This window comes from Paracoccus litorisediminis (genome assembly GCF_009711205.1).
GTDB lineage: Bacteria > Pseudomonadota > Alphaproteobacteria > Rhodobacterales > Rhodobacteraceae > Paracoccus > Paracoccus litorisediminis.
On the sequence record NZ_WMIG01000006.1, the window covers coordinates 191604 to 204963 of the forward strand.

13 protein-coding genes and 1 riboswitch are annotated in these 13360 nt (G+C 64.1%); of the genes, 9 read left to right on the forward strand and 4 right to left on the reverse strand.

The annotated features are described in order from the left end of the window. Positions 1–278: 278 nt before the first annotated feature. From GL300_RS13510 to GL300_RS13535, 6 genes are all read left to right on the forward strand, one after another. Positions 279–1745 carry an L-fucose/L-arabinose isomerase family protein gene (locus tag GL300_RS13510; protein ID WP_155040158.1) on the forward strand — a complete coding sequence of 489 codons (1467 nt, stop codon included), beginning with the start codon at positions 279–281 and terminating at the stop codon, positions 1743–1745. 19 nt (positions 1746–1764) lie between these two features. After that, positions 1765–2583, forward strand: a complete 819-nt coding sequence (locus tag GL300_RS13515; RefSeq protein WP_394206869.1) for a transketolase — start codon at positions 1765–1767, stop codon at positions 2581–2583. After that, on the forward strand, positions 2583–3545 hold the full coding sequence (locus GL300_RS13520) for a transketolase family protein (RefSeq protein ID WP_155040160.1): 963 nt from the start codon (positions 2583–2585) through the stop codon (positions 3543–3545). Before GL300_RS13515 ends, GL300_RS13520 begins: the two co-directional genes overlap by 1 nt. Then, the gene (locus tag GL300_RS27280; RefSeq protein WP_343043042.1) at positions 3542–4999 is read left to right on the forward strand and encodes an FGGY family carbohydrate kinase; all 1458 of its coding nucleotides are present in this window, start codon (positions 3542–3544) and stop codon (positions 4997–4999) included. Before GL300_RS13520 ends, GL300_RS27280 begins: the two co-directional genes overlap by 4 nt. Before the next feature lie 73 nt (positions 5000–5072). Continuing rightward, positions 5073–5204, forward strand: a riboswitch (FMN riboswitch). A 76-nt stretch (positions 5205–5280) separates the two neighbouring features. After that, positions 5281–5760, forward strand: a complete 480-nt coding sequence (locus GL300_RS13530; protein ID WP_155040161.1) for a 6,7-dimethyl-8-ribityllumazine synthase — start codon at positions 5281–5283, stop codon at positions 5758–5760. A 91-nt stretch (positions 5761–5851) separates the two neighbouring features. After that, entirely contained in the window at positions 5852–7003 is a 1152-nt protein-coding gene (locus GL300_RS13535; protein WP_155040162.1) for a LysR family transcriptional regulator, read from the forward strand. Here GL300_RS13535 and GL300_RS13540 read toward each other — a convergent pair. From GL300_RS13540 to GL300_RS13555, 4 genes are read right to left on the reverse strand one after another with little or no spacing between them, the layout of a single operon-like run. Next, positions 7000–7860 (reverse strand): NAD(P)-dependent oxidoreductase, encoded by an 861-nt coding sequence (locus tag GL300_RS13540; protein ID WP_155040163.1) that lies wholly within the window; start codon positions 7858–7860, stop codon positions 7000–7002. The genes GL300_RS13535 and GL300_RS13540 overlap by 4 nt on opposite strands. 50 nt (positions 7861–7910) lie before the next feature. After that, entirely contained in the window at positions 7911–9215 is a 1305-nt protein-coding gene (locus GL300_RS13545) for a TRAP transporter large permease (RefSeq protein ID WP_155040164.1), read from the reverse strand. Beyond that, entirely contained in the window at positions 9215–9715 is a 501-nt protein-coding gene (locus tag GL300_RS13550) for a TRAP transporter small permease (RefSeq protein WP_155040165.1), read from the reverse strand. Before GL300_RS13550 ends, GL300_RS13545 begins: the two co-directional genes overlap by 1 nt. 4 nt (positions 9716–9719) lie before the next feature. Next, positions 9720–10691 (reverse strand): TRAP transporter substrate-binding protein, encoded by a 972-nt coding sequence (locus GL300_RS13555; RefSeq protein WP_155040166.1) that lies wholly within the window; start codon positions 10689–10691, stop codon positions 9720–9722. A gap of 249 nt (positions 10692–10940) precedes the next feature. Here GL300_RS13555 and GL300_RS13560 point away from each other — a divergent pair, with 249 nt between their 5' ends. The 3 genes from GL300_RS13560 to GL300_RS13570 are packed head-to-tail and all read left to right on the forward strand — an operon-like array spanning position 10941 to position 13300. Then, positions 10941–11675: a PIG-L deacetylase family protein gene (locus tag GL300_RS13560; protein ID WP_155040167.1), complete on the forward strand. Its 735-nt coding sequence runs from the start codon at positions 10941–10943 to the stop codon at positions 11673–11675. Then, positions 11675–12625: a VOC family protein gene (locus GL300_RS13565; protein ID WP_155040168.1), complete on the forward strand. Its 951-nt coding sequence runs from the start codon at positions 11675–11677 to the stop codon at positions 12623–12625. The genes GL300_RS13560 and GL300_RS13565 overlap by 1 nt, the downstream gene beginning before the upstream one ends. A gap of 3 nt (positions 12626–12628) precedes the next feature. After that, the gene (locus tag GL300_RS13570; protein ID WP_155040169.1) at positions 12629–13300 is read left to right on the forward strand and encodes a 4-carboxy-4-hydroxy-2-oxoadipate aldolase/oxaloacetate decarboxylase; all 672 of its coding nucleotides are present in this window, start codon (positions 12629–12631) and stop codon (positions 13298–13300) included. Positions 13301–13360: the final 60 nt, after the last annotated feature.

A 13360-nucleotide genomic window follows, 5' to 3' on the forward strand; every position in this document is an offset into this window, starting at 1 on the left:
CGCACCATTCCTGCGACTTGTTGGCGTTTCCAGTCAAGTGTTTTCGTTTTCTGCGATTTGATTTCGGATATTCGATCAGCTCTCACAGCCCACATCGTGCAGCCGCAGCACGAAATTTCGCAATTGCAGCAATAATTACAGGATATATACGCCGCGTTGCGAGTGACAGTTGGTCTTGCGTCACGGCCCCGACTCGGATTAAAAGCGCAGTAATCGAAAGCAATCGAAACGCTTTCGCAGGGTCGCATGAGGGGTGCGGCCCCGACCGGAGGAGAGAAATGACGCTAACCATCCGCCGCAAGGTCACTCTCGGCGTGGTCATTGGCAGCCGGGCATTCTTCAGCCCCGCGCCATGCAAGGCCGCGCGCGACGAGGTTCTGGCCCAGCTTGAGCGACTGGGCATCGACGCCATCATCCTGCCCTATGAGGCAACCGCCAATGGCGCGGTGCAATCCATCGCGGATGCCGAGCTTTATGCCGCGCATTTCAAGGAGAACCGCGACCGCATCGACGGTCTGGTGATCTGCCTGCCGAATTTCGGCGACGAGATCGCGATAGCCGAGTTGGTCAACCGCGCGAAACTGAACGTGCCGATCCTGCTGCAGGCCTCGAATGATGAGGTCGATAAGGTATCCGTGGCCGAGCGCCGCGACGCCTTCTGCGGCAAGCTGTCGGTGTCCAACAACTTCTGGCAATACGGCATCCCTTTCACCGAGACGACCAACCACACAAGCGACACCTGGGGTGAGGAATTCGGCCGCGATCTGGACCGTTTCGCGCGCACCTGCCGCACGGTGAAGGGGCTGACCAATGCCCGCATCGGCTCGATCGGGGCGCGCACTGGCGCGTTCCAGACCATGCGCTATTCGGAAAAGTTGCTTCAGGCCTCCGGCCTGACCGTGGTGACGGTGGACTTGTCCGAGATGATGGGCGCGGCTGCAGCCATTCCTGACGGCGACCCGGATCTGCTGGCCAAGATGGACAAGATCCGCGCCTATGGAACGATCCCCGCGCATATCCAGCCCGCCCAGATCCAGACGCAGGCGAAATGGACCCTCGCCGTCAACCGCTGGATCGAGGAAAACGGCTGCGACGCCTCGGCCATCCAGTGCTGGCGCTCGCTTCAGGACAATTTCGGCTGCGCCACCTGCGTCACCATGTCGATGATGGGCGAGGAGCTGATGCCCTCGGCCTGCGAGGTCGATGTGATCGGCGCGGTCTCGATGTATGCCTTGGCTTTGGCCTCGGGCGCGCCGCCGGCGCTGCTGGATTGGAACAACAACTACGCCCATGAGCAGGACCTGTGCGTCTGCACCCATTGCGGCAATTATCCCAAAAGCTTCATCGGCGACACGCCCGAGATCAGCGAGCTGGACGTGCTGGGCGAGGTCATCGGCAAGTCGAAATGCTTCGGCGCGGTCAAGGGCAAGGTGAAGCCCGGCCCGATGACCTATTTCCGGCTCTCGACCGATGACCGTTTGGGCCGGATGAAATGCTATCTGGGCGAGGGCGAGTTCACCGACCACCCCTTCCCGATGGATGGCGGCATTGCCGTGACCCGTGTGCCGAACCTGCGCAAACTCATGCGCTTCGTCAGCCAGAACGGCTTCGAGCATCACGTCGCCATGGTGCGCGGCAATCATGCCGATGTCGTCCATGAGGCGGTGACCCGCTACCTCGGCTGGCCGATCTATCACCACGAGGCCGAGCCGGAACCCCAGCTGACCTTCCCCAACCGTTTCTAGCCCGAGAAGTGAGATGACAGTGGAAAACGATCCCGTCACCCTGATCCGCGAAAAGGCGCTATGGATGCGCCGCACCGCCTTTCGCATGGTCCATAAGGCGCAGCTTGGCCATCCGGGCGGCGACTTCTCGGCCATCGATGTGATGGCGACGCTGTATTTCGGGGTGATGAATTACGACCCCTCGCGTCCCGACTGGGCCGAACGGGATCGTTTCATCATGTCCAAGGGCCACGCGACCGGGGCACTTTACACCGCGCTTTGCGCGGCGGGCTATTACCCCGAGGATTGGCTGGAAACCTATATGCAGCCGAAATCGCTGCTGAATGGCCACCCGAACCGCAACTACCTGCCGGGAATCGAGACCAATACCGGGCCTTTGGGCCACGGCTTCCCCGTCGCTTTGGGGATCGCGATTGCCGGGCAGATCTCGGGCGCGGATTACCGGACGTTCGTGCTGACCGGCGATGGCGAGCAGCAAGAGGGCTCGAACTGGGAGGCCGCGATGACCGCTGGTCACCGAAAGCTGGAAAACCTGACGCTCATCATCGACCGCAACCGCTTGCAGCAGGGTCAGGGCACGGAACAGACGGCGGGCCTCGATCCGCTGGACGACAAGTATCGCGCCTTTGGTTTCCATGTCGAAATGGTCGATGGCCATGATGTCGCAGCACTTCTGGGGCTGCTCTCGGCCAGCCCCAAGGGTCGCGGCAAGCCGCTTTGCATCATCGCCAATACCGTCAAGGGCAAGGGCGTCTCCTTCATGGAGAACCAGGCCAGCTGGCATCACGGCGTGCCGAACGCCGAACAATTCGCAAAAGCCATGGAGGAACTCGTCTGATGGCTGCTCCCGCTGCAACCAAGGAAGGGCTGCGCGATTGCCGCGATGCCTGGGCCGCGACCATCGTCGATCTGGCCGCGAATGATCCGCGCATTGTCGCCGTGGTGAACGATTCCATCGGCTCGTCCAAACTGGGCGGCTTCCAGAAGCAGTTCCCGGACCGGCTGGTCAATGTCGGTATCGCCGAGCAATGTATGGTCGGCGTCGGCGCAGGTCTGGCCAATGGCGGCAAGATCCCCTTCGTCTCGGCGGCGTCCTGCTTTCTGACCGGCCGCTCGCTGGAACAGGTCAAGGCCGATATCGCCTATGCCGGTTTCAACGTGAAGCTGGTCGGCCAATCCTCGGGCGTGGCTTACGGCGAGCTGGGCGCGACGCATCATTCGATCGAGGATTTCGCCTGGCTGCGCCCGCTGACCCAGATCACCGTCATCGTCCCTGCCGATGCCTGGGAAACCGCCGAGGCGGTGAAATGGGCAGCCGGCCATGAAGGCCCGGTCTATCTGCGCCTGTCGCGAATGCCGGTTCCGGATCTTGCCGTGGAAAACCGCGTCTTCCGCCCCGGCAAGGCCGAGACGCTGCGCGCGGGTAGCGACGTCACGCTGATCGCCAATGGCACGATTTCGCATATCGCGCTTGCTGCCTCGGACCTGTTGGCGGCCGAAGGGATCAATGCCCGCGTGCTGAACATGGCGACGCTGAACCCTCTGGACGAGGAAGCCGTTCTGGCCGCCGCCGAGGAAACCGGGGCCATTGTCACCGCCGAAGAGGCCTCGATCCGTGGCGGTCTGGGTGGCGCGGTGGCGGAACTCACCTCGGCCCATCGCCCTGTCCCGGTCGAGCGCGTGGGCTTCCCCGGCTTCCTGCCCACCGGTTCGGTCGAATGGCTGTTCAACGAATATGGCCTGACGCCCGAGGGTATCGCCACCCGCGCGAAACTGTCCCTGCAAAGGTCCGGTAAGTGAGCGAGGCTCCCCTTGTCCTCGCCATTGACCAGGGCACGACCAATACCAAGGCGGTGCTGGTCGATCCCTCGGGCCGCATCCATGCCCGAGCCAGCGCGCCCCTGACCACGGCCTATCCGCAGCCCGGCTGGGCCGAGCAATCGGCCCTTGCGATCTGGGACAGCGTGCGGGATGTGGTGGCGCAACTGGCCGGGGCCTCGGGGCGGATCGCGGCCATCGCTCTGGCCAACCAGCGCGAAACACTGGTGCTGTGGGACGCAGAAACCGGCCAGCCCATCGCCCCCGCGATCATCTGGCAATGCCGCCGTACCGCCGAGACTTGCGCCCGGCTGATCGCCCAAGACCATGACGCCCGCGTGGTCGAACTGACCGGCCTGGGCATCAACCCCTTGTTTCCGGCATCGAAACTGGGCTGGGCGATGGAGAACATCCCCGCCGCGCGCGATCTGGCCGCGCAAAGCCGGCTGCGGGCGGGCACGGTGGACGCGTGGCTGCTTTGGAAGCTGACCGGCGGCGCAAGCTTCCTGACCGATCATTCCAACGCGTCGCGCACCCAGCTTTTCGACACTCAGCGGCTGGAATTCAGCCCCGAGCTTTGCTCCCTGTTTGGCGCGCCGATCGAGGCCCTGCCCCGCCCGGTTCCGTCAGATTCCGAATTCGGCCTGACCGCCCCGCAGGCCACCGCCCTGCCCGCCGGCATCCCGATCCGGGCGATGATGGGCGACAGCCATGCCGCGCTGAACGGACATGGCGTGCGCGCACCCGGCCCGGTCAAGGCGACCTTCGGCACCGGTTCCTCGCTGATGACGCTGACGCCGGGGCGGGTGGCCTCAAGCCACGGACTGTCGGGCACCATTGCCTGGACCGACCGAAACGGCACCGCCTATGCGCTGGAAGGCAATATCACTGTCTCGGCACAGGCGGCAGGCTTCATGGCCGCGTTGTTGGGGATACAGGATGCCCGCGCCCTGTCCGATCTGGCGCAAAGCGTGCCGGATGCCGGCGGCGTGGTCTTTGTCCCGGCGCTGGCTGGTCTTGGCGCGCCACATTGGGATGACCGCGCGACCGGTCTGGTCACCGGCATGACCCATGCCACCCGGCCTGCGCATCTGGCCCGCGCCACTTTCGAGGCCATCGCCCATCAGATCGCCGATGTCCTGACCGCGATGGAGCGTGACATCGGCCACCCTCTGGCGGATCTGCGCGCCGATGGCGGGGCGTCGGGGAACCCGTTCCTGATGCAGCTTCAGGCCGATCTTCTGGACCGCCCCGTGCTGCGCGCCGAGGTTGAAGAAGTCGGGGCATTGGGGGCCGCCGCCATGGCCTTTGCCGCTTTGGGATATTCCGCGCCGCCGGGTGAAAGCACCACCCGTTTCGCGCCCGGCATGGACCTCACGCAGCGCGCGCATCTGCGCGAAATCTGGGCAAACGCGGTCGCGCGGGCGCGGCACTGAATCGCCGCGGCGCGAAATTCGTTCATGCCGCGGCGCGGCGCATTGAAGTCCTCGAACTGCGTTGCTATGTCGCAGTTATTCTCAGGGCGGGGTGCGATTCCCCACCGGCGGTGATAGCCCGCGAGCGCCCTTGCCTTGGCTAGGGGTCAGCAGATCCGGTGAAATTCCGGGGCCGACGGTATAGTCCGGATGAAAGAGAACCGACAGGGATTCCGGCCAGCCCGGCATCCTTCAAGGCATGCCTTGGGACCTGACGCAACCGACCGCAGGGGTCCTGAATTATGACGACCAAGACGAAATCCCCCCGTATCGCCTTTATCAAGGCTCGTTGGCACGCCGATGTGGTGGACCGCGCGCATGAAGGCTTTCTGGCCGAGGCCGCGACGCTGATCCCCGGTGCCGTGACCGACGCCTTCGACGTGCCCGGCGCGTTCGAGATGCCGTTGCTGGCCAAGAAACTGGCACAGACCGGCCGTTATGACGCAGTCGTCGCCGCCGCGCTGGTGGTCGATGGCGGTATCTATCGCCACGATTTCGTGGCCGCCGCCGTGGTCAATGGGCTGATGCAGGCCGGGCTGGAAACCGGCGTGCCGTGTTTCTCGGTCTCGCTGACGCCGCACAACTATCAGGAAACCGAGCTGCACACCGGCTTCTTCCGTGAGCATTTCGTCAAGAAGGGCGCCGAGGCCGCCAATGCCGTCGCCCAGATGCTGACGCTGGAAGCCGAGCTTTCCGCATCCGCTCAAAGCGCCGCGGCCTGACGCGACCCAACGTGACGCCGGGCCATTCCGGCGTCACGACAAGACCAAGAATTTCCTTGCCAAATTGCCGGACCGCGCCCATCACACGGTCATGCAACCCAGCATCCGCCACCTTCGAATGTTCCTTGCGCTGGCGCGCAGTCATTCGGTGACGCGGGCCGCCGAATTGTGCCATGTCTCGCAGCCAGCGGTGACGCAGGCGATGGGCAAGCTGGCGCAGGAAACGGGACAGACCCTGTTCCACCGCAGCCCGCAGGGGCTTTTTCTGACGGATCCGGGCCAGACCTTGGCCCGTCGTGCCGCGCGCGCCTTGCAGATTCTGGATGCAGCCATGGCCGACATGGCCCGACCCGTCAGGGTGCAGGCGACATGGGCGCAGCTTTCGGCGCTGATCGCCGTCAGCGAGCTGCAGAATTTCACCCTTGCCGCGCGACATCTGGGACTGGCCCAGCCGACCGTGCATCGCTCGACCACGACGCTGGAGCAGGCGGCGGGGGTGCTGTTCTTTCAACGCACCGCGCATGGGCTGATCACCACCCGCGCGGGCGAGCAACTGGCGCAGGCCGCGCGTCTGGCCATGGCGGAACTGGCGCAGGCCGAGTCCGAGCTGGCCGCATTGGCCGGACGCGAGGTCGGACGCATCGTCATCGGGGCGCTGCCGCTGTCACGCTCGGGGTGGTTGCCCTCGGCCATCCTCGAATTTCGCAAGCTGCGGCCCAGTTTTCCCTTTCAGGTCATCGACGGGCGCTATGATGAATTGCTGCTGGGCCTGCGCCGGGGCGAGATCGACATGGTACTGGGGGCGCTGCGCCTGCCCAGCCCGATTGAGGACATCACGCAGGAACGGCTGTTCGACGATGAGGTTGTGGCGGTCTCCCGCAAGGGTCATCCGCTGCTAAGCAAACCCGTGCTGACCGTCGACGACCTGACGGCACATCCTTGGGTCATGCCGCGCAAATCGACACCCATCCGCGCCATTCTGGACGGTGTTCTGGCCGATGGTCCACCCAGCGTCATCGAAACCTCATCGGTGATCATGCTGCGCGAACTGCTGCTGGGCAGCGACCATCTGGGCGGCGTATCGCGCAGGCAGGCCGAGGTCGAGGCCGCCGCATTAGCCATCCTGCCCCTTCACCTGCCCGGCGCGATGCGCCCCATCGGCATCACCACTCGCAGCGGGTGGGAGCCGACCGGCGTCCAGCGCGACTTTCTTGAGATATTGCGCAAAGGCGCGGGCGGTTAAAGTTTGGCCAGCACGGCGTCCGCACGTTGCGGAAAACTGTCATCGCCGGGCGCAAGCTGCATGTCGCCCAGACGCTGCTGCCAGTCGGCGCTGGCACTGGACAGCGCATTGGGCAGGTTCAGCTCGGCCAGCGTGGCGGCGACCTCACGCATCTCGGCGGCGCGGCGATGGCCATGGACCATCATCCGCTCAAGGTTGTAGGCGGCCTGCGCGGGCCAGTTGATGCCTGGATTTGAAGCCGCAAGCGAGGCAAGGACCGCCCCCTCGACCCCGGCGCGGCGCGCGGCCAGCAGGCATTCGGCGGTCAGCGCCTCCATCCCCTTGATCATGACCGAGCGGATCATCTTGATCGACGAGGCATCGCCCACCGTCGCGCCCGCGATCCGGGCCTGCATGCCAAGCGTCTCAAGAAACCGCGCAGCCACTTCGGCATGAGGTCCCGCGATCAGCAAGGGCGTGCGGTGCAGCTTGGGATGGACCGGGGCCATGATCGCGACATCGACATAACGCCCGCCCACTGCCGAGATCAACTCTGCGGCACGGCGTTTCGCGCCAGGGGAGCAGCTGTTGCCGTCCAGCCAGAATGCGCCCTTGGGCAGATAGGGCGCTGCCTGTTCAGCGGCCTCGACCGCGCGATCGGCGGTGACAAGGCAGAAAACAGCCTCGGCCCCGTCCAAGGTCCCCGCGCGATCCGTCAACAAAGTGACGCCTGTGCGCGCCGCCCGAGCAGCAGGGGTGTCGCTTTTCACATCATAGGCCCGCGCGTGGCTGGCCGCGTCCGGTCCCCAGCCGGTGACAAATGCCTCGGCCGCCTCGCCAAAGCCGATAAAGGCAAGCTGCGGGTGGGTTTGAGTCATGGCAGTCTCCGTGATGGAAAAGGCGGCCCATTGCGCGGGCCGCCACAGTTTCAACCAAACATGGAATCGGGAATGAACAGCGCGATCTGCGGGATCAGGATGACAAGGATCAGCCCGACCACCATTGCGAGCAAAAACGGCATCACGCCCCGGAAGACCGTCGCCAGCGGCACATCCCCCGCCACGCCGCGCACGACAAACACGTTCAGCCCGACCGGGGGCGTGATCATCCCCATCTCGATCACGATCACCGCGACGACACCGAACCAGATAGGATCGAAGCCAAGGCCGGTGATGACCGGAAACACGATCGGGATCGAAATCACCAGCATCGACAGCCCGTCCATGAACATCCCCATGACGACATAGGCCAGGATGATGACGATCAGCGTACCGTAAGCGCCAAGGCCCAGGCCCTGCAGCCCCTGCCCCAGCAGCGCCGGTATCTGGGTCACGGCAAAGAACGGGTTCAGCACATTCGCACCGATCACGATCATGTAGAGCATGGCCGATGTCTTGAGCGTATCCATCACCGCGGCCCCGAACCCCGTCCAACTGAGCCTGCGCGCCGCCATTGCCAGCAGGATCACCAGAGCCGCGCCGATCCCCGACGCCTCGACCGGCGTGAAGGCGCCGACATAGATGCCGCCGATGGTCAGGACCATCACCGCCAGCAGCGGCGCGGCGCGGCCAAGGATGCGGAAGCGCTCGGCCATCGGCACGTTCGGTCCTGCCGGGGCCAGCGCCGGGTTGCGTCTTGCCACCAGCCAGACTGTCGCGATGAACAGACCCGTCAGCATCAGGCCGGGCAGGATGCCCGCCATGAACAGCCGCCCGATCGATTGTTCGGTCAGGATGGCGTAAAGCACGAAGCCGGTTGAGGGCGGGATCAGGAAGCCCAGCGTGCCGCCCGCAGCGACCGATCCGGTCGCCAGACCATCGGCATAGCCCAACCGTCGCATCTCGGGCAGGGCAACCTTGCCGATGGTGACCGCGGTCGCCACTGACGAACCCGACACCGCCGAAAACGCCGCACAGCCCAGAACCGAGGCCGAGGCCAGTCCGCCCCGAAAATGCCCGACCCATGCGAAGGCCGCGTCATAAAGCCCGCGCGAAAAACCTGCCGCCGAGGCGATGTTTCCCAGCAGCACGAACATCGGCACGACGATCAGGGTTTCGCTGGCGACGGCCGAGTAGCTCTCGGTCAGGATCAGCGCGCCGGCGGTGCGAAAGCCCTCCAGCGCCCACATGCCGAAGAAGCCGGAAAGCAACATGGCAAAGGCCACGGGCGTGCGGAAGATCATCAGGAAAAACAGAAGGAAGATGCCCAGAAGGCCGATCGTGGTCGGTGCCATCAGCGGGCTCCTTCGCGCAGGATGGCGAGGGTCTGCACCGCAAAGACCAGCACGCACAGCCCCATGCCAACAGCAAGGATGCCGTAGAATGGCCAGATTGGCAGGCCAAGCATATTGGTGGTGTCCCCGAACTCATGCGCGTCCAGCGCCTTGATGACGGCGCGGCGGACCAGCACCGACAGCACGAAGCCCGACAGCAGCCTTGATCCGACATCACCGATAAACCGCCCCCAGCGGCCAATGGCATTGTCAAAGACATCGACCCCGACATGGCCGCCCCGCGCCGTGCAATAGGGCATCGCGGCCATGACCAGTACCACGGCAGTCATCTGGTTGATCTCGTTCAGACCCAGAACCGGGGTGTCAAAGACATAGCGCAGCACGACACCTGCCGAGATCACCACCACCATGAAGATCAGCGCCCCTGCGGCCAGCATGGCCAGCCACAGGGTTGCCCGGTCCAGACTGTCGGACCGGGCGCGGTCCCAAAACCTGCGCATCGGCTTACCGGACCTTCAGCGCATCGGCCACGGCCTGCGCGCCATCGGTCCCGGCCAGCACCGTTTCCGTGACCTTGGCGGCGGCGGCATCGAATTCGGCCACCGCAGCGGCGTCCAGCGTGATCACCTCTTTGCCCGGGGTTTTGGCGAAGGCGGCAAGCCCCTTTTCGGCGACGGTCAGCTGTACCTTTTGCCCGTCCAGCGAGGCCTGCTTGCCTGCGGCTTTCACCGCCTCTTGCTGTGCGGGGCTCAGCGCGTCAAAGGCGTCGCGGTTCATGATGATGAAGAAGGGCGAGTTGGTCGTCTGCATCCCCTTGGTGATGTAATTCGCCACCTCGGACAGCTTGAAGGCACTGACCGCCGTGCCATCGATCATCGCCGCGTCAATCACGCCGGTCTGCATGGCGTTGTAGATTTCAGACACCGGCATCGAGACCGGCGTGCCGCCCCATGCCTCAACCAGCAGGCCGGTATTGCGCGAGGGCACGCGGACCTTCAGCCCCTTTACATCGGCCAGATTGCGGACCGGCTTGTCGCGGGTGAACAGCAGGTTTTCGGCGCTGGACCACAATGCGACCAGTTGCACACGACGATAGTCGTGGTCGAAATCGCCCAGATGCTTCCACAAGGTCTCGGTCCCGGTCGCCTCGTCCAGCATCCCCGGCAGCTCGGCGGTCAGCGTCAGCGGAAATTGCGAGGCTGTATAACCGGGCAGCGAGACTGCCAGCTCGGCCACGCCATCGACGACGCGGGAATATTGCTCGACCGGGCCGGCGCCCAATTCGCCGCCATTATACAGCTTGACGGTGACTTCGCCCTTGGTGGCCTCATCGACGGCCTTGGCGAAAGGATCGAATGCGCCCGCGACATAGGGATGGGTCGGCGGCATGAAGTTGGCGAACTTCAGTTCCTCGGCCAGCGTGGCGGTAGTGCCTAGCGCCAGCGCAAGAGCAGCCAGCTTGAAAGCGGATCTCATGTCTTTCCTCCCGTTGGCGGGTCGTTTTTCGCCCGCATATGGGGGATGGTTACGGCGGCCAGCCGGCCCGCGACCAATTCAAAGCCGTCATCTCGCCATAATTTTGCGCTATAGCTGTTATGATTTGACTGACATGGTGTCGGATAATCAAATACATCTATAGCACAAACTTATCGCGTGCCCCGCCCTTCCAATTTGCGCATCCGGAGCAGGAAGGACAGTTTGCGGGCAACCGATCCGGAGGAAAGAATGACCACCAAGAAAACCGCCCTTGTCATCTCGGCCCATGCCGCGGATTTCGTCTGGCGCTGCGGGGGCGCCATCGCGCTGCATGCCGAGATGGGCTATGATGTCACCGTGGTCTGCCTGTCCTTTGGTGAGCGGGGCGAAAGCGCGAAGCTGTGGAAAGACCCCGGCATGACGCTGGAACAGGTCAAATCCGCCCGCCGCGCTGAATCCGAGGGTGCCGCGCGTGCTTTGGGCGTGCATGACCTGATCGAGTTCGATCTGGGCGACTATCCCTTGCACCTGTCGCAGGATGACAAGTTCCGGTTGGTCGACGTGATCCGCAAGGTCCAGCCCAGTTTCATGCTGAGCCACAGCCAGTATGACCCCTATAACACCGACCACATGTATGCGACGCAGGTGGCGCTGGAATGCCGCATGATCGCCCAGGCCTGGGGCCATAACCCGGGCGAGAAGGTGTTGGGCGCGCCCCAGCTATACCTGTTCGAGCCGCATCAGACCGAGCAGATGAGCTGGAAGCCCGACACCTTCCTCGACATCACGCCCGTCTGGGACAAGAAGCGCGCCGCCATCGAATGCATGGAGGGGCAGGAGCATCTGTGGGAATACTACACGCGCGTGGCCGAGAACCGCGCCAACCACTTCATGCGCAATTCGGGCGGCCAGTCGGGCGGGCGCAAGGCGCACTATGCCGAAGGGTTCCAGTCGGTCTTCCCGCGCACGGTGGATGAACTGTGATGGATGCCTGCCATGACATCGCGCATCTCGGCCATGTCGAGATGCTGACCGACCGCTTCGACGAAAGTCTTGATTTCTTTACCCGTGTCTATGGATTGAAGCTGTCGGGGCGCGACGAGGGCAGCGCCTATCTGCGGGCCTGGGACGATTACGAACATGCCTCGCTAAAACTGGCGCGGGCGGATCGGACCGGCATCGGCCATGTTGCCTATCGGGCGGCCTCACCCGAGGCCTTGGCACGTCGCGTCACCGCGATCGAGGCTTCGGACTACAAGGTCCACGGCTGGGTGGATGGCGATCAATCGCATGGCCGCGCTTTTCGCTTCGAAGATCCTTTCGGTCATGTCTTCGAAATCTATTACGACACTGTCTGGTATCAGGCCCCAGAAGCTGAACGCGCCGCGCTGAAGAACACCGCCAGCGCCTTTACCGGGGCCGCGCCGCGCAGGCTCGACCACCTGAATCTGCTGGCCTCGGATGTGGCCGAGTTCCGGCGCTTCATGGAGACCTGTCTTGGCGCGCGCGTGACCGAGATGATCCAGCTGAACAATGGCCGGATCGGCGGTTGCTGGTTCACCGTCAACAACAAGACCTATGATCTGGCCTGCACCGAGGAGCATGGCGGCGGTCAGGGACGCCTGCATCACGTGACCTACGCCACCGACCAGCGCGAGGACATCCTGCGCGCCGCCGACATCTTTCTGCAGAACGGCGTCCATATAGAGACCGGCCCGCATAAGCACGCCATTCAGGGGACGTTCTTTCTTTACGTATGGGAGCCAGCTGGCAACCGGGTGGAGCTGGCCAATTCCGGGGCGCGGCTGATCCTTGCCCCCGACTGGCAGCCGATCATCTGGACCGAGGCCGACCGCAGGAAGGGTCAGGCCTGGGGGCTGAAAACCATCGAGACATTCCACACCCACGGCACGCCGCCCGTGCAGAAAGGCTGAGCCATGGCCAAGGTAGTTCAGAACATCACCCGTGCCGATGACGCGGTCATCGCTGGCCTCGCCGAAGCCGGAGTGGCGACAGTGCATGAGGTGCAGGGGCGTATCGGCTGTCTGGCAAGCTATCTGCGCCCGATCTGGTCGGGCGCGCGCATCGCAGGTTCGGCGGTCACGATCAGCGCACCGCCCGGCGACAATTGGATGCTGCATGTCGCCATCGAACAATTGCGCGAGGGGGACATTCTGGTCCTCGCCCCGACTTCGCCTTGCGACAATGGCTATTTCGGCGACCTGCTGGCGACCAGTGCAATGGCACGGGGGTGCCGGGGTTTGGTGATCGATGCTGGCGTGCGCGATATCCGCGACCTGACCGCGATGGGCTTTCCGGTCTGGTCCAAAGCGATCAGCGCACAGGGCACGGTCAAGGAGACGCTCGGCTCGGTCAATGTGCCCATTGTCTGCGGCGGGCAGGCGATCGAGGCCGGCGATGTAATCGTCGCCGACGATGACGGGGTTTGCGTCGTCCGCTGCGTCGACGCCGCAACCGTGCTGGAGGCGGTGCGCAAGCGCATGGATGCCGAAGAGGCCAAACGCCAAAGATTGGCGGCCGGGGAACTGGGGCTCGACATCTATGACATGCGCCCCCGACTTGAGGCCAAAGGGTTGAAATATGTCTGAGAAAGGCCGGGGGCGCTGCCCCCGAACCCCCGGGATATTTGTACAAGAAAGAATGAGGGG